Raw genomic sequence first — 17,456 nt, forward strand, 5'->3', positions numbered from 1 at the left:
AATTACCATTTGGTAATTTTTATCTCCTCCCATAACCCTACCTTTGTCGCCATTTTCAACGACAAAGGTAGAAAGTTATGAAAGATAGTATTGATTTCGGCAGTATGAACATCTCCACGTTGTTCCGTAAGTTACTAATTCCTACGGTACTTGGGATGGTATTCTCGGCTCTGTTCGTTATTACGGACGGGATATTTGTAGGAAAAGGAATTGGCAGTGACGCGCTGGCGGCAGTAAATATCACTGCACCGCTTTTTATGATCGCAGCGGGTATCGGACTGATGTTCGGAGTGGGAGCTTCGGTGGTGGCTTCCATTCATTTATCTCAGGGAAAACGCAAAGTAGCAAGTATTAATATCACTCAGGCAATTGCTTTTTCCACATTGCTCATACTTATCCTGTCTGCTCTGTGCCTTTATTTTATAGAGCCATTAGCCAGATTATTAGGTAGTTCGGACCGATTGTTGCCGTTAGCTGTAGAATATATGGCATGGTACATTCCTTTTCTCGTATTCTACGAAGTCTTAAATATAGGTATGTTCTGCATCCGTCTGGACGGTTCACCCACCTATGCCATGATGTGTAATGCGGTTGCAGCCATACTCAATATCATACTGGATTATATATTCATCTTCGAACTTGGTTGGGGAATAATGGGAGCAGCTTTTGCCACCAGTCTGGGAACTGTCGTGGGAGGGTTGATGACACTGATTTACTTACTCCGTTTCTCTCGTACCCTCCATCTATGCCGGATAAAGTTAAGTATCAAAAGTCTGTTACTGACTCTTCGCAACATCGGTTATATGATTAAACTGGGAAGTTCTGCTTTTATCAGTGAAGCCTCCATTGCCTGTATGATGTTTCTGGGGAACTACGTTTTCATCCGCCATCTCGGTGAAGACGGAGTGGCAGCATTCAGTATTGCCTGTTACTTCTTCCCTATCATCTTCATGGTCTATAATGCCATTGCACAATCCGCACAGCCGATTATCAGCTATAACTTCGGAGCCGGACAACCCGAGCGTGTACGAAAGACACTGCATCTCGCCATTCGGACCGCTTTAATCTGCGGTATCAGCTTTTTCATTCTTACCGCACTATGCTGTCAGGACATTGTTTCGTTATTCATTGACCGCAGCTACGCTGCATTTGATATAGCAGTAAACGGGCTTCCTTATTTCGAAGTAGGATTCATTTTCTTTGCCGTCAACATGATTGGCATTGGTTATTATCAGAGTGTCGAAAGAGGTCAGCGGGCAACAATNATCACTCTTCTCCGGGGAGTCGTATTTATGTTGATCGGATTCTTTGCGCTCCCTCCGGTATTGGGTATACCGGGTATCTGGCTAGCCGTACCATTGGCAGAGTTATTAACCACTTTCTATATTTTCGGAATTTATTTGAAAGATCGTTTCATTGTCTGCCGACGATAAGTATCTTTGCAATATGAGAACATTCATTGAAAAACTTTGCGATAGATACAAGGTATCAGAAACCGATGTACAGTCTCTACTGAACTGTATGGAAGAGGTACATTTCAAAAAGAGAGATTTAATAGTACGCGAGGGGACAAAGAACTGTAATCTTTATTTTATCAAGACAGGAATATTGCGAGCCTATTATCATAAAGACGGAGTGGATACTACCATCTGGTTTGCTTCAGACGGAGAAGCTGCTTTCTCCGTCTGGGGCTATGTAGATAATGCCTACTCATTAATAAATATTGAGGTCATGTGTGACAGTGTGGCCTATTGTATTTCCCGAACAGCTCTGAATCAGCTATTCGCCTCATCCATCGGACTCGCTAATTTGGGGCTCCGCCTCATGGATCATCAGTTTCTTCAACAGGAGAACTGGCTTATCAGCTCGGGAAGCCCACGGGCTAAAGAACGCTATCTCAACCTTATCAAAGAGACTCCGGAATTATTGCAATATGTACCTTTAAAACATATTGCGTCTTACTTGTGGATAACTCCGCAGTCGCTAAGTAGGATTCGGGCGAAGATAGCATCTTCTTCTCTTTAATAGACGCCTCTAAAAGAAGTGGTTCTGTCAACATGATTAGTTATAACAGAACCACTACTCGGCATTATTCCAATCACTTAATAGAGAAATAACAACTGTTTTATTTCAATTATAAATCTGAGTCCGGAGCCAAATATTTAAGTTTTCCCCACGATTTATTGGGTTCATTGCCTAACCATAGCTCAAGCTTTCCTCCTTTCGTAAAGTCTGCATGATTAAATTGTGCATAATTCCATTCCATACCGTTCAATTGCGCACGTTGGATATAACAATTTTCAGCAGAATTATTGTGGGTAGTTATAGTAAATGTACTTCCTTCATAATAATCCCCATTCAGTTTGATTGTGATCTTATCAAAAATAGGTGAAGTAATATCGTAGTATGGAGTATCAGATTCCGTACCTGTTACACTAAATAGTCCAAGTGCCATCAATGTACTGACCCCTCCCATTTGACCTTCATCTTCATCATGACCACCGTACCCTTTATCTGGAGTAATTCCTCCATACGCACGTTCTTTTACCTGACGTACCCAATATTGTGTCAACCAAGGTTTTCCACCATAAGCAAAGATGTGTGCATTAGAACATCCGGGCTGATTAGCATAACTTACGTATCCTCCACTGTAAGCATAAACAAAATCTAAATCTCTTGCCTGCTCAAATGCGAAATTTAATTTCTCGCAAAACTTATCTGCTCCTCCCATCATCTTTACCAGCTTAGGCAGTTCATGAGACAAAGACCATGTGGCCTGCCAGGAATTCGCTTCCACCCAACCGTTTCCACTCAATGCATCCTGATGCAGCCATTCACCATTTCTCTTTTTCGGAAATACCAAGCCCAGTTCCGCATTGAATAAAGGAGTCCATGCTCGTGAGCGTTTTTCAAACATACGTGCATCCGAGTGTTTTCCCAACCTTGCAGCCATCCGGCTTGCTCCCCAATCTTGAAATGCCCATTCCAGAGTTTTACTTGCATTGTCCGGACAATAACCATGACTGATATAAAACTTTAAATCATCAGCACTCTCATAGCTCATCATTCCGCCAGGCATATGATTACGTTTTATGACATCAAATGTATGCAAAGGATCGGCTTTTTTCATAATTCCTTTCATATATGTACTTACCAGCAAGCTGGTAGCCGGACAACCGCTCATAATAAATGAATATCCACCCGAACATGCCCCACGAGGCAACAGCTTACCATTATCAGCATACTGAACTAAACAAGCAGATAAATCATCCATGACTTCGGGCCATGCCAGACCCCATAATACGTTTAAATTCCAGTGTGTCAACCAAAGCCCGTCAAAGCCATACATATTAAACTTAGGTTTTCCATCCGCCGTAAGTGGAAGACGACGTACCTTCATAGGTTCAGACGTACGTTTATTGACGTATTTATTTCCGGCATAATCCGGATAATAGCCATTCACATCATTTATTTTATGTCGCCCTAGCAATACATGCCAAAGGTCAGTGTAGAATTTGATGCGTTGAGCATCCGTACCACCTTCAACAGCTATACGTCCTAAAGCCTCATTCCAGACAGAACGGGTTTCTTTACATACCTTGTCAAAATCCCAATGGTTCAGTTCCGCATCCATATTGACTATTGCATTGTCTACGCTTGTATATGAGAATGCCATTTTAAAAAGCAACTCTTCAGCATTCAATTGTCCAAAGTTCAAAACCATACCGGCAGCATTCCCCGCAATAGCCTCAACATCGGGCAAGACACCTTTCTCATTCCATCCGTCAATGCTTTTTATGGGACGGTTACAATCTAGTACAAAGCTTATTTTTATGCTGTCAGGACCACCCCAAAAGCGTTCTGTCGTGAAAAATTCTCCTACAACACGTGTATTGCTGACACGCAGTAAGGTAGCTTTATCCATAGAGCAATTCCCTAAAACACTACCTACATCCACCAATAATTTGGCATTTACATTTTCGGTATAATTCAAACGGTAGAATGTAGCCCGCTCTGTTGCCGTATACTCCACCCAAGTCTTATACCGGTCCAAATACAGACGATGATAGCCTGGCTGAATTATTTCACTTTCATGTTTAAAAGGTGATTTCCATCCTGCCATACCTTCAGTAGGATTTATTTCCCCTACAACCGGCATAATGTTCGGACCGGAAATCATCCATTCATTTATTTGAGAGAATCCTAAGATATCCGGAAAATTATAATTATATCCGCCACCTCCCTGATTTTTATTGCGGGTGAAAGCATGAGCAGCCACCATACCAAAGGGACGTCCGCCCGGAGTACAGAAAAACCACCGTCCCCGGGTAGTTTCAATATAAGGGTCAACCCACTCTACATAGTCAGTTTGATTACCATGTGCGGCAAAAACTTCGATTTCAGACAACCCCAAATTCTTTCCATTCCCATCTGTTGCCTCAAAACGAATCCATTTCACCTTTTTCTTAGGGAAAGAGATACTTTTCGGGCTTCCATCATTGGGAATAGCTGTTACACTAAGCTGAGATCCATCACTGAAATGAAGAGTTCCACCGGCAAGGTGTTCAGCAAGAGATACCCGGTCATACAGCACCACTCGATCCACACACACTTCTTCATCCCATTCCAACTGTGCCCACGGGGTATACATGACTCCCCACGATGTAACACTTCCCTTGCAAGCCCACTCGCCCTTATCATCATACATTATTTTACCGTCAACCAGGTTGTCGGCAGCATAATTCTCATTCAACACATTAGATACCGTGACATGCGCCCGTGGGGCTATATTATCTTGTGCTGCCTGAAGTACAAGAATATTGCTGCACCATATAGCAGCTACTAGCAATCCTTTTATTATGTTTTGATTCATCATTATATTTTTATTTATTATATGTCTGCTCTCCACATTTCCGTTCTCCTACCGCAAAAGCACAATAGGTGAGATACAACACACAAAGTAAAATGACAATAACTCCAGCCGTAATTCCGGCGTTATCTATTGCAAACCCAATAACAGGAGTTACCACTCCCCCTCCGGCTACAGCCGTCAGCATTAACCCGGAAATCTGATTCATTTTTGTGGGACACTCTTGAAATGCCATCGAGTAAATAATAGAAAATACAGACGAAGCAAAAAAGCCAATTCCGCCAATACATAATAGACTAACAGCGGGATTCTGAACACTAATCAATAATACAAGCATCATGATACATGCCAGAATATTGACTTTGAAATAGCGGGCACCTGCAATGCGGGTCAGCAAGAAAGCACCGAGAAGAGCACCAACCGTTCTACTAAAGAAATATACTTGTGGAGCAAACTTCACTTGTTCCGCAGTCCAATCATACCGGATGCTCATTAATTTTGAACTGACATAATTTGTAGCGACATCCACACCTACAATAAAGAATATTCCCAAAAAAAGAATGAGTATGGTTCTATTTTTCAGCAGGTTGAAAGAATCAGAAACAGATACTTTACTCTCTTCCACCTGCTCTCTCCGAATGGGAGTAAACGTCAACCATAAAGCAAAGAATAATGTAATAGCGCCTAAAATGGGGAAACAATAATACCATTTATCATCACCAAAATGCAGGGTAGCAAATAATACAATTTCAGGACCTACCAACGAAGAGACAGCCTTGATAACCTGTCCGGCCGTCAGACTGCTAGTCAATAGCCGAGGGCTGGAAATAACATTATTCAATAACGGATTTAAAGAGATCTGTAATATGGCGTTCCCTATACCTAGCAAAACATACGCAATAACACATGTTACACTACTGTAGACCAACAATGGCAAAAACATCCCAACAACTGTTACCGCCATACTGGCGAGTACTGTATTTTTCCGTCCGTATTTACTCATTCTGTTACCAACAGGAATCCCTAAAAATAGAAACCAGATAAATACCATTGAAGGAACAAAACCTGTCATAGTTGGAGACCAATTAAAGCTCTTCTGCATATAGTCGGATGAAATACCGACTATATCACAGAATCCCATAACAAAAAAAGCGGCAAGCACGGGAATGGCTTTCAAATAAGAGTTATTCTTTACCATAACTATCACTTTAATATATGATCTACGGGTACCCAGAAGAAACGAGGCTGGTACAATGATGCCTTCTCAAATACCTTCTTCAAATCATAGGTATTAACGTTATAACACATCAATATTTTATCATTTTTCATGTATTGAGGATGTACCATTGTATTATAAGTCATCATACTGTCTTTTTCAAAATTAGGTTCATCGACCGTATAGAGCAATTTCTCATGACTAAATGCACCTTCAGGGCTGTCGGCAATATAGGAATAAATTTCTTTGGCATTTCCCGAACGATTTTGGGAAACCAACACAATTTTTTCATTTAGACTAAATACATTGAATTGCTCAGAGATATTTTTCTGAAGTCCTTCAAGTTTCGCTGTTTTAGTAGCATCCGCCTGCCAGCTAGCCCCATCCCAATACACAAAGTTCGCCAGCTTATTATCAACCAATTCAGCCTTCGCCACATGAACAACTGCCTTTGCTCCTGTCGAGTCCGACTTTGTTCCGTAAATGTAGATTGCATTTTGATAAGGCATCACTGCATGTCCATAGTGTACACCATTCTGATTGGCAGCAGGGATATTCATCTTATCAATGATCTTCATGGTTTTCACATCCAGACGAAAATAGTCACAACACATATATTCAAAACCAAAAGATCCCTCACCCACTTTCCTGAACTTGGACATGAACAAATGAAGAATACCATCTTTCACAAATCCATCTCCAGGCCAATACCAACGGGGTGAATCCCCATCCTGCTCTGCCAGTATATATGCAGAAGGATTCTTCAAATCACCACTATACAAGGTCTCCAGTTCTCCTTTCTCATTGATAATCGTAAAAGTGTTACCCATCACAAATTTAGAGTCTTTACTCCTTTTATCATCGACAACATCTCCAAAAAACGAGTCACCCCACATAAAAAGATTCCGTCCATCCTTCAAGTCTATTGATATAGCACCGTCACCTCCTGTCACTCCACTGCCAAGTCCAGGCATCAACCGTGTACACCACATTGAATCCAGTTCGACTTCCATCTGTGTTACAGATGACTTATTGTTGTTTTGGCAAGATACAAATAATGTACAGGCCAACAAATAGATAAACTTATTCATAATTCTATCTTTTTGGTTATTGTCCATAGCCTTCATTCTGCGTAATCATGTTTTGTGACAGGTCTATTTCTCTTTGAGGAATAGGAAATTTCACATGGTATTCTTTAGGAGTAGATTCCGGTTTGGCAGCCTTTATGATAGACACAAATTCTTGCGGTGTACACATCCTGGTCAAATCAAACCAACGATGTCCTTCCATCACAAATTCATGACGATACTCATTCAATACGGTCTTCTTAAATCCCTTATAGTCAGTAGGTACAGCCGTGGTCAGTCCGGCACGGTTCCTTACAGCATTAATTGCGATTACCGCCTCCTCATTAGCTCCTTGATTTATTTCATTCAAAGCTTCGGCTATAATCAAATACATCTCTGCTGTACGAATTGCCGGAAATATAGCCTCTGTATTATTCCCTTTAGGTTCGGCTTGACTATCCCAATACTTAAAAACATAGGGCTTATCGAAATCCTTAATGCTACCATCACTATAAGTAAAACTTCTCTTCAAAGTAACATCCAGGCGCTGGTCATTCTGCCGGTCAAAGCTATTCCATAAATCTTCGGTAGCATTTTCCCATCCTTGGGCATTGCTTACTCCGTCAAGGGCAGGCAATAAACGTACCAAAAACTGTGCACCTTTCCAACCTTCACTCAACGTTGCGCTAAAGTTTACTCCCCAGATTATTTCCGTATTAAAACGATTGGCCACTTTAAATAAATCACCGTAGTTTTCAAGCATAGGGAAATTCGGGATGACAGATTTAGCCTTGTCTACAGCAAGCTGGTAATGCTCCTGACTATGATGTTCTGCTGCATAAGTTAGATAAACCCTGGCTAACAAAGCTGATGCAGATGCAGGATAAGGTCTTCCTCCGCCAAAGCGTTCAGTGTACTTCAAATCGGTTTCAGCAGTCTTAAGATCCGAAAAGATCAATTCATAAATTGTCTCTTTGGAGGTCCGGCTAGTTGCATCTTCCTCTGCACTTTCAACATTATGTTCGCGTAAAGGAACATCACCAAACATCCGGATCAAATCAAAATACATCATTGCTCTAAAGAATTTTGCTTCGGCCACCAACTGATTTCTTAAAGTCACATCCATATCAATAGATGGAACTTTATCAATCACGACATTACAACATTTTATCGTTTGATAAAAATCTCTCCACAGCAATTCTACAGGCTGATTATATTGGTCTATTTGCATATTTTCCACCGATTGGTAGTCAATGCTGGTCTGATTAGTTTCCGAATTATCAGCAAACATATCCTGAAGAACCCAATAATCATTGTAGAAAGTACCACCATAGTTTTTATCCCATAACCCATTCGGAGCATATCCGATAATCAAATAATCATAAATAGCATTGGTGGCGGATATAGCATGCTGAGCTGTTTTATAATATCCTTCACTTGTAATATTCCCTTTAGGCACTTCGTCGAGGAAATCCGAACAAGCAGTGAACATGAATGCTCCACTCAATAAAATGCTTAATATGTATTTTTTCATAATCTATTCTTTTTTAAAAATTCATTCTTAAACCAAACTCATACGATTTAGACATCGGATAAGAACCATAATCAGCTCCCATTGAAAGATTGTCGTTAGAAAAACGACTTACCTCAGGATCATATCCGGAATAATTGGTGAACGTATAAATATTCTTTAATCCGGCAAAGATTGTAAGTCCCTCACAATAAAATTTCTGAAGGATGCTTTTGGGGAAAGTATAACTTAACGTGATATCTTTTATTCTGAGATATGAACCGTCTTCCACATAATGATCGGACAAAATAGTACCAGATGATTTAGTCGTGGCACGAGGATATTTATTAGTAGGATTCTCAGGAGTCCATCTTTCCAATGCTGCCACAGAATTATTTTTATGTCCGTCAAAACTTTCCAATGAAAACTTATTGAAGTTCACAATCTCATTACCTACCGCACCTTGCAAATAGACTGTCAGCCCAATGGATGAATGATCGCGCAGGTTATAAGTAAAGGTATTATTGAATCCGAAAGTAAAATCCGGATTAGCATTTCCCAACTCATATAAATCGTCCTCATTAATCACATTATCACCATTCTTATTGACATATTTACGATCACCATGTTTCAAGGTTTTTCCAGAGAAATATGGAATTTTAGACAAGTCTTCGCTCAATTGTGCTATTCCATCAGTTTTATATCCATAAATTGTACCGATAGGCTTACCCTCATTTATTTTAGTCCAATAGGTTACTCCCAAAATAGATGCCCCCGAAAGATTTTCCTGGCTTCCAGCTAAATCTGTAATTTCATTCTTATTGTAACCGAGAGTAAAATTCATATCCCAGCCGAATTTACCGGCAAAAGGTACTGCACCCAAAGCAAATTCAAAACCCTCATTACGCAGACTGCCAACATTCTTTACGGCTGTATCATAACCGGTATTAAACGACACAGGCATAGCAAGCAGCAAGTCGCGCGTATTTTTTCGGTAATAGTCCGCAGTTAAGGTAAGACGATTATTAAATAAACCCAAGTCAAAACCAAGATTCACCTGCGAAGTTGTTTCCCACTTCAAGTCTTGATTACTCAATGTATAAGGCACCACGCCGGTTGCCACTTCACTATTGCCAAAATACGCTTCTGTGTTATACATCAGCCCTTGCGAACTATATGGAGGAATTCCTTCATTGCCCACAATACCATAACTTACTCTCAACTTCATATTTGAAATGGCTTGCGCCCGCTTCATGAAATTCTCTTCTGAAATTCTCCATGCACCCGAGATTGAAGGGAAAAAGCCATATTTATTGCCCTTACCAAATTTTGAAGATCCGTCAATACGACCGGTCAGACTCATTAAATAACGACCACCGTAATTATAATTCACACGAGCCAAATAAGATAACATCTGCCATTCGGAGATACCCGAACTTGCAGCTTGACGCAACGCTCCTGATTGTATTGAGTTGAATCCTAAAAATCCGTCTGTAAAATCAGCTGTTGAAACTGCCGAATTTTCCGAGACAAAAGCTTGCGCTGTCATACCGGCCAAAGCGCTAATCGTATGCTTCTCAAAAGTGTTTGTATAGTTGACGGTATTCTCCCATACCCAGTTGTAACCGTCACGATTTCCTATGCTGGCATAGCCACCATTCGATTCTGCACGTTTAATCTCCCCGGGAGCAAAAGCCTGATCCTTTATATAGAAATAGTCAACACCGATACTAGTCTTAAAGGTTAGATTTTTAATTGGAACCCATTCTAAATAAGCATTAGCCAATGTCCGGAATGAAGTATTTCTATTTTTCGCTTCATAGGCATCTTGCACAGGATTACCCACATTATTAGTTGTAGTCAAATTGTTTTCATAAATGTAATCTCCGGATTCATTTCTCACGGGAAGAGCCGGATTCATTTCCAACGCCCAAGAAGTGATAGAAGAAGCAAATCCTCCTTCCGAGTTCGTTACTACACCATTTGAACGGCTATAACTCAGATTTACAGAAACGCCAGTCTTCAGCCATTTATTTATTTGCTGCCCCAGGTTAATACGAAAGCTTCCTTTTCCAAAATCTGAACCAATAATTATACCATCTTGCAACAGTAAATTACCGGAAACAAAATAAGTAGTTTTATCATTTCCACCTGATACTGAAATATCATAGTTCTGCATAGGTGCTGTACGGAATATCTCATCTTGCCAGTCCGTATTTAGTTTGGACAGATTATTCAACCCAGCAAAAACGGGATTTCTTTCTTCACCAGCATTGTCCGTTGCCTCATTTCCCAACTCGGCCAATTGGACCGCATTCAGCATATCCATTTTTTTAGTTACCTGCTGCAATGTGTATTTAGCTCCGATAGAGACTTTAGGCTTTCCATTCTTACCTTGTTTGGTAGTGACCAGCACCACACCATTCGCCCCACGGGCACCGTATATGGAAGTTGCAGAAGCATCTTTCAAAATTTCAATAGATTCAATATCATTGGGATTGATATTAGTCAAAGGATTAAGAGCCGGATTCTTTAAAGTCCCGGTGCTGAATGTATTTGCATCACTAATCACAGGAACACCATCAATCACATACAAAGGTTCATTGTTTCCATTAATAGAACTGGTACCTCTGATTCGAATAGAAGTTCCGGCACCTGGCTGACCCGAAGTGTTTAAAACAGCCACACCGGCTGCTCTTCCCTGAATACCCTGATCTAAAGAGGTTATCGAAGTGGAAGATAATTGTTCTGACTTAATAGTAGAAATTGACGAAGTCAGATCACTTTTCTTTTGCACACCATATCCTACCACTACCACATCAGCCAATACTTGCATATCATCTTCCAGCACTATGTGAAATTCTCTCTTTTGTGCGGTAACTTTAACGATCTTTGTTTGGTATCCTACAAAAGAAATCTCAAGTACTGATTTGTCGGGAACAGATAATGAAAACTCTCCATCCTTATTAGAAATGGTTCCATAAGTTGAACCTTGCTGTAAAATAGTAGCTCCGATAATGGGGTCACCCATTGCATCACGAACTGTACCCTTGACGTTCAAACTTTGATTCTGTGCACTAACACTTCCCAGAATAAACATCAACAACAATAAAGTTATGCTCCTAAATAAATTATTCATGTGTTTTTATGATTAGATTGTTTATTAATAAGATCCCGGATTACAAGACGCTACAATATAGTTATCCGGATTTTGTCCCCGATAAGGAGTAAAATCTTCAGTTTTGGATACTGGCGTATAAACTTCCAACACTCTTTCATTTGAAGAATAGCCATCCCCCAGCCCTGAAAGGTCTTGATAACTTTCCAATATCATTTTACGATCCGACAACTGTAATACATTATAATGAGTCATCAAAGCTTGGGACGGTGAAAACACATTATAGTGAATGGTAGATAGAGTCTTGACAGTAGCGCCGTCCATGGTAACCTGCCATGCACAATAGGAGTTTAATGTTTCCAAAGCAGCACTTGAGAATATGAATCCCCAATCAACCTGCCAAGTCAGGTCTGAATTAAACCGATGTATATCATCTTTCAAATCGGGAGTAGCTGTATCTTCTCCTTTAATAGTTTGTGATGCCAATACCCAGTCATATTTTAGCAATAACGGAATCTGCGCCAGCTCCACTGTTAAAACCAGATCTGCGGCATCCACCACACTATTATTCTCATCCATTCCATAAAAGGAGTACACTAATATTCCATTTTCATCACCGGCGATAATCTCCTCAGTGAATGTATATGGAAAGCTCAATTCCTTCACATTCAGTTCCTTTAAATAAGAACTGACTTCTTTTCCTTCGATACTTTTCTTAACCACAATTTTTGAAATCAAATCAGGATGAGACAATGACAGTTCTACAGAAACATAATCCCCAATCTTAATTTTCCCCTCCAAAATACTTAAGGTCAGTAACCCTGTCTGTTGCTTATCATCACTCTTACACGAAATAATTAATGATGATATCATTCCTAATACAATAGAAATGAAAATGATTTTTTTTAGTGTTTTCATATGATATTTAGTTTACGAATATTACGTTAAATCTATTTTTTGTAGCGCATAGGCATAAGCACCTCGCATAATAGAGCGGCTAGCACCTTCTTTACTGCACAGCACCAAGGTCTGTTTTAATTGATGATAGGTAGTAGTCAAATGAGTACCAGGAATGACAACCTGACTATCAGATAAACTCAAGAAACGAGCTCTCTCCGATTCATCTTCTCCATTATATACTTGCATAGAAACGCATGGAAACTTATTTCCCGAAAAAGTTGTCAGTTGTGCCCTAAGTTCTGTTATCAGAGCTGGTAATATATATTTTGAGGCTCCTGCGACTCCTCCACCTATAACCACCAGACCATCCACAACATTCAGTACCGAAGCAATAGCAGCACCTGCCATTATACCAAGTTCATTAAAACTTGCGATTGCTGCATGACTGTCACCTTCCTTTATACCTTCAGCAATGTCATAAATATCTTTTGGACTTAATGAAGCAGAGCTTTGTCCGGACAAATCGCTGTATACTCTTCTCACAGCGCGTATGCTAACACTTTCTTCAGCAAGCATATCCGGATATTTCTTATTTCTCATAAGCCAGATGTCCCCTCCACAACCATTATCTCCGGTCAACAAGACTTTATTTATAACAACTCCTGCACCGAATCCGGTTCCCAATGTTATACCAATCAAATTTTTATATTCCCTGCTGCAACCAGCTAAAGATAATTCCCTGTTTATCATAGGCAATGCACCCGATAAGGCTTCACCGTAAGCAAACAGATTTCCATCATTTTCTATAAAAACCGGAATTCCGTATTTATGCTTCAAAAAAGGACCTAATGCAACACCTCCTCTAAATGAAGGAAAATTGGGCAAATCTCCTATGATTCCATTCTCATAATCAGCAGGGCCCGGAAAAGCAAAACTGATCGCAACTGGGGGAACTGGTATAGCAGCTATCACTCTATCAAATCCTTTCACCAATACTTCCAGGCACTCGTCTAAGTTATCAGAAACTGCCGGAAGCCCTATTGGACTTATCATTTCATTATTCCCTTGAATGGCAGAAAATACAAAATTTGTTCCTCCTGCATCCAGAGTCAAAACTACCCGTTTATCATATTCATACATATACTATTTTAGGTTTAAAAGTTCAAGTACTAAAATCTGACATATGCCTTGATAGTGACACATTCCTTATCGCGACACTTTCCATAAGGTTTGATTGTATATTCGCCAACAGAAGCAGGAATGATAAATGTTTCCGCATAATGCACCACGAAAGGTTCAAAGGCGTGAGTAGGACTCTCAACGACGGCCTCTTCTCCCTCCAGCAGATTCAGCACATTTACACTGTCGTTTGTGTGATGCAGCACCGGTGACGAGAAACGGTGACGGCGGGTTTCGATAAATTCATTCGGATGCAATCCGGTACGTTCCTCAATCCACCCATCTCCGGAAGCCACTTCTTTAAACTGGTTGCGAAGATGTTCATTTACATATCCCGTATCCCGGTTCCAGTTGATTACGCATTTACCACGTTCCACATTGATTGGGCGTGGTTTTCCATCCAGTCCCAGACGTTGCCAGTCCCATAGTTTGAAAGTAAAGAGGTTCGGAGTCGAACTGATTTCAAGTACCATACTATTCGCACCGGAACAATGAATCGTTCCTCCCGGAATCAGGAAGTGATCGTGTTTCTTTGTCGGAATCTTGTTGACATACTTTTCTGCGTCGAACACCAATTCGCCTTTTTGTGCCTTACGCAAATCGTCGATCATCGCTTCTTTATCAACGCCCGTTTTCACTCCCAGATAAACTACGGCATCTTCTTCCGCATCTACCATGTAGTAACTTTCATCCTGTGTATAGTACATACCGAAACTATCACGGATAAATTGAGTGGTAGGATGCACCTGCAAACTCAAATTACCTCCACCTATCGTATCCAAAAAGTCGAAACGGATGGGGAAGTCTTTTCCAAAGCGTGCTTCCACCGGTTCACCAAGCAACTCTTTACTTTTCAGCAAAACCAAATCGACCGAAGGAAGTTCGAAGCGCACTCCGTTCACCTCAAAATAGAGGCTGTTTTCTTCGGGCACACAGTCAAAGCACCAGCCAAAATTTTCGCGTTCACGATCCAAGTCGCAAACTTCTTTCATCCATTGACCACCCCAGGGAGCCGGATCGAAGAAAGGAACTACCCGGAACGGTGTTTTCACCGTTGCCTCTACCCCTTTAAAGAAAGTATCCTTATCAATCATCTTCGGTGTTCCGGCCACATGGGTGTCAATCCAGAATTCTACCCTGTCAAACAATCTTTCCTTATACCTATCACATACTCTCCAATCATTGAAATAGCCTCTCTTGTATTGCAAAGAAACGGCATCTTTCCGATTGTCTATCCCTAAAGCTTTTACCTCATGCCGACGGAAACGTTGTTGAATTTCCCAACGTGCCATATCCGCATATACAATCATCGCATCCTGCGGAGCCACCATGGCAGCTCCCGTACCTATTATTACAATAGTATCCTCCGCTTCACTAATTTGCTTTTGCGCAGCAGCCAATTTATCCGCATCAAAATAATCTTCCAGCTTCAAATTGGTCACATAGCCAAACAACACATCTTCCGTCATGAAGCGTTCCGTCAAAGTTTGGATCTCTTGTTCCGGTTTCATCAAATCACGTACATTCATCACCTTTCCGGAGAATTCTTTTGAAAAAGCATCCAGCACTTCTTCTTCATATACTCCAGTATATAAATCCACTGCCAGCACTTTTCTTGCATCCATTTGCTTTTTTAACACAGAAATGATAGCATCCCAACCCTGAACAAGCATCCCCGCCAACTTCGTAGAAGGAAATTTATCATAATTAGCTTTTCTCATATTATAGTTGTTTTTAATTTTATATGTTCATACATATTTTAGATTGTGCAAATATATAGATTTTATTTTTATTCCAAACAAAACTTGGATTATTTTTTGATAAATCTTATATTTGCTGAAAATAAACCAATCCGGATAGATATGAAAATAGACCATAATAGTGATAAGCCTCTTCATATTCAAGCAGAAGAGATACTTAGAAGACTCATAGAATCTGAAGAGTACAAAAACGGGAAGCTATTTCCCAATGAAGTCGAATTGTCTGAACAATTACACATTTCAAGGAACACATTAAGACAAGCTATCAACAAACTCGTATTTGAGGGACTTCTAGTACGAAAGAAAGGATACGGAACGAAGGTGGTAAAGAAAGGTATCGTAGGCGGAGTAAAGAACTGGCTTAGTTTCTCGCAGGAAATGAAGATGTTAGGTATCGAAATTCGTAATTTCGAACTACATATCAGTTTGAAACGTCCGACTGAAGAAATCGGCACATTCTTTAATTTAGGTTCTAACCCTGATGCCCGCTGCGTAGTAATGGAGCGCGTCAGAGGAAAAAAGGAATACCCGTTTGTCTACTTTATCTCTTATTTCAATCCGAACATTCCATTGACTGGAGAAGAAGACTACACACGCCCATTATATGAAATGCTGGAAACTCAATATAACATAGTGGTAAAAACCAGCAAGGAGGAGATTTCAGCGAGACTTGCAGGGGAATTTATCGCAGAAAAACTGGAAATAAAATCCAGCGATCCTATATTAATAAGGAAAAGATTTGTTTATGATGTGAACGGAGTGCCGATTGAATACAACATCGGATACTACCGGGCAGACAGTTTTACTTATACAATAGAGGCGGAAAGATAAAGAGTATGTTCATACATACACGATATAAAAAGACTATTTTAAAGGCCGAAATTCTTATCTTCCTTTAAAATAGTCTTTTTACATTCCATTTCTTTGCATTATGCTTTATCCATCATTTATCATCTCTTCTCAAACCGACCAACAGAGTGTCCGGCAAGAATCCGGTCCAAACTTTCATCCACAACACCTATCATCTGAAGCTTGGACAATAAATGATAATAGGAGATTTTTCCTACTCCTTCTATTCTCAACAGGCTTTTCCACCCTCTTCCCGATACGATTTCCAATAAGTCCTTTACCGTTCGAGCATCTTGATTATACAAGACATTAGCCAACCGCGTATCAGCTACTTTACAAACGGGTAATTGAAGTATCCACTCCTCCTGCTCAATATTTATATTCTTATTATTATCTGCCAAAGATAAAAAACGGGCATTGATAGCACGTTTTCGATAAGTAGCCAATATATCTTTCTTCAGTTTTAATCCTTTAAGTATAGAGTTATAAATTTGCAATGTCTTTTCATAGGTAATTCGATGCCTACCAGCCACTTTCTCTACTGATTCTCCTATAGAAATAGAATAGAAAACATTGCGGGCAACAGGGTGAAGAATCAATGCTGCCAGTTCACGAATGATTATTTGATATAGAGGTTTACAAGTCTTCTGTGTTCTCAATACATATAGCAGATCATCGTATTTGGAAATGATAAAGTCACGTTCCAATTTCTTTTCTTCTACGATTTTGGAAAGGTAACCTGCTTCTAAACCAAGTCTTTTGTGAGCTTCCAGATAAGCATCCAAACTCTCATCATCCAAAAACAACTGATCGTTGATTCGGGAACTCGTAATATATCCAAGATTTGCCCAATTCTTTAAAATAGCTTCTTGGATGTCGCGTCTTTCAGACATCTGTTTTGTTGTGAGCCAATTTGACATAAAAAAACGGAACTAGATTAATAATATCAACTAGTTCCGTACCTTTTATTATAAAAGAGTACGGAGC

12 protein-coding genes are annotated in these 17,456 nt (G+C 40.1%); 3 read left to right on the forward strand and 9 right to left on the reverse strand.

What is annotated here, in order from left to right; all coding sequences use genetic code 11:
• Positions 1-77: 77 nt before the first annotated feature.
• Together KQP79_RS04080 and KQP79_RS04085 are read left to right on the forward strand one after the other, a co-directional pair.
• Positions 78-1,433, forward strand: a complete 1,356-nt coding sequence (locus KQP79_RS04080; protein ID WP_264386619.1) for an MATE family efflux transporter — start codon at positions 78-80, stop codon at positions 1,431-1,433.
• A 13-nt stretch (positions 1,434-1,446) separates the two neighbouring features.
• Complete coding sequence (locus KQP79_RS04085) at positions 1,447-2,025, forward strand: Crp/Fnr family transcriptional regulator (protein ID WP_008776272.1); 579 nt, start codon at positions 1,447-1,449, stop codon at positions 2,023-2,025.
• A gap of 109 nt (positions 2,026-2,134) precedes the next feature.
• On the opposite strand, the gene KQP79_RS04090 is transcribed toward KQP79_RS04085, so the two are convergent.
• From KQP79_RS04090 to KQP79_RS04125, 8 genes are read right to left on the reverse strand one after another with little or no spacing between them, the layout of a single operon-like run.
• Positions 2,135-4,873 carry a GH92 family glycosyl hydrolase gene (locus KQP79_RS04090; RefSeq protein WP_061447794.1) on the reverse strand — a complete coding sequence of 913 codons (2,739 nt, stop codon included), beginning with the start codon at positions 4,871-4,873 and terminating at the stop codon, positions 2,135-2,137.
• A 10-nt stretch (positions 4,874-4,883) separates the two neighbouring features.
• Positions 4,884-6,068, reverse strand: a complete 1,185-nt coding sequence (locus KQP79_RS04095) for an MFS transporter (protein WP_004312382.1) — start codon at positions 6,066-6,068, stop codon at positions 4,884-4,886.
• Positions 6,069-6,073: 5 nt separating this feature from the next.
• On the reverse strand, positions 6,074-7,177 hold the full coding sequence (locus KQP79_RS04100; protein WP_004312381.1) for a DUF4185 domain-containing protein: 1,104 nt from the start codon (positions 7,175-7,177) through the stop codon (positions 6,074-6,076).
• 16 nt (positions 7,178-7,193) lie between these two features.
• Positions 7,194-8,687 (reverse strand): RagB/SusD family nutrient uptake outer membrane protein, encoded by a 1,494-nt coding sequence (locus KQP79_RS04105; RefSeq protein ID WP_004312380.1) that lies wholly within the window; start codon positions 8,685-8,687, stop codon positions 7,194-7,196.
• A 13-nt stretch (positions 8,688-8,700) separates the two neighbouring features.
• The gene (locus tag KQP79_RS04110; RefSeq protein WP_004312379.1) at positions 8,701-11,802 is read right to left on the reverse strand and encodes a SusC/RagA family TonB-linked outer membrane protein; all 3,102 of its coding nucleotides are present in this window, start codon (positions 11,800-11,802) and stop codon (positions 8,701-8,703) included.
• Positions 11,803-11,826: 24 nt separating this feature from the next.
• Positions 11,827-12,699, reverse strand: coding sequence for a hypothetical protein (locus KQP79_RS04115; protein WP_004312378.1), 873 nt, complete (start codon positions 12,697-12,699; stop codon positions 11,827-11,829).
• A gap of 21 nt (positions 12,700-12,720) precedes the next feature.
• On the reverse strand, positions 12,721-13,821 hold the full coding sequence (locus KQP79_RS04120) for an ROK family protein (protein WP_004312377.1): 1,101 nt from the start codon (positions 13,819-13,821) through the stop codon (positions 12,721-12,723).
• Positions 13,822-13,850: 29 nt separating this feature from the next.
• A complete protein-coding gene (locus KQP79_RS04125) occupies positions 13,851-15,581 on the reverse strand; it encodes a class I mannose-6-phosphate isomerase (protein ID WP_061447790.1) in 1,731 nt (576 codons plus the stop codon).
• Between the two features lie 141 nt (positions 15,582-15,722).
• Here KQP79_RS04125 and KQP79_RS04130 point away from each other — a divergent pair, with 141 nt between their 5' ends.
• Positions 15,723-16,451 carry a GntR family transcriptional regulator gene (locus tag KQP79_RS04130; protein ID WP_004312375.1) on the forward strand — a complete coding sequence of 243 codons (729 nt, stop codon included), beginning with the start codon at positions 15,723-15,725 and terminating at the stop codon, positions 16,449-16,451.
• 119 nt (positions 16,452-16,570) lie between these two features.
• Here the strand turns inward: KQP79_RS04130 and KQP79_RS04135 are convergent, their stop codons facing one another.
• Positions 16,571-17,362: a hypothetical protein gene (locus KQP79_RS04135; RefSeq protein ID WP_061447789.1), complete on the reverse strand. Its 792-nt coding sequence runs from the start codon at positions 17,360-17,362 to the stop codon at positions 16,571-16,573.
• Between the last annotated feature and the right edge of the window lie 94 nt (positions 17,363-17,456).

Origin of the sequence: Bacteroides sp. DH3716P, assembly GCF_025914115.1 — a bacterium.
Taxonomy (GTDB): Bacteria; Bacteroidota; Bacteroidia; order Bacteroidales; family Bacteroidaceae; genus Bacteroides; species Bacteroides ovatus.

What these genes read in the sequence shown, in the direction of transcription:
- KQP79_RS04115 (WP_004312378.1), bottom strand. Translation starts at nt 12,699, where the DNA reads ATGAAAACACTAAAAAAAATCATTTTCATTTCTATTGTATTAGGAATG.
- KQP79_RS04095 (WP_004312382.1), bottom strand. Translation starts at nt 6,068, where the DNA reads ATGGTAAAGAATAACTCTTATTTGAAAGCCATTCCCGTGCTTGCCGCT.
- KQP79_RS04125 (WP_061447790.1), bottom strand. Translation starts at nt 15,581, where the DNA reads ATGAGAAAAGCTAATTATGATAAATTTCCTTCTACGAAGTTGGCGGGG.
- KQP79_RS04090 (WP_061447794.1), bottom strand. Translation starts at nt 4,873, where the DNA reads ATGAATCAAAACATAATAAAAGGATTGCTAGTAGCTGCTATATGGTGC.
- KQP79_RS04100 (WP_004312381.1), bottom strand. Translation starts at nt 7,177, where the DNA reads ATGAATAAGTTTATCTATTTGTTGGCCTGTACATTATTTGTATCTTGC.
- KQP79_RS04130 (WP_004312375.1), top strand. Translation starts at nt 15,723, where the DNA reads ATGAAAATAGACCATAATAGTGATAAGCCTCTTCATATTCAAGCAGAA.
- KQP79_RS04105 (WP_004312380.1), bottom strand. Translation starts at nt 8,687, where the DNA reads ATGAAAAAATACATATTAAGCATTTTATTGAGTGGAGCATTCATGTTC.
- KQP79_RS04120 (WP_004312377.1), bottom strand. Translation starts at nt 13,821, where the DNA reads ATGTATGAATATGATAAACGGGTAGTTTTGACTCTGGATGCAGGAGGA.
- KQP79_RS04135 (WP_061447789.1), bottom strand. Translation starts at nt 17,362, where the DNA reads ATGTCTGAAAGACGCGACATCCAAGAAGCTATTTTAAAGAATTGGGCA.
- KQP79_RS04085 (WP_008776272.1), top strand. Translation starts at nt 1,447, where the DNA reads ATGAGAACATTCATTGAAAAACTTTGCGATAGATACAAGGTATCAGAA.
- KQP79_RS04110 (WP_004312379.1), bottom strand. Translation starts at nt 11,802, where the DNA reads ATGAATAATTTATTTAGGAGCATAACTTTATTGTTGTTGATGTTTATT.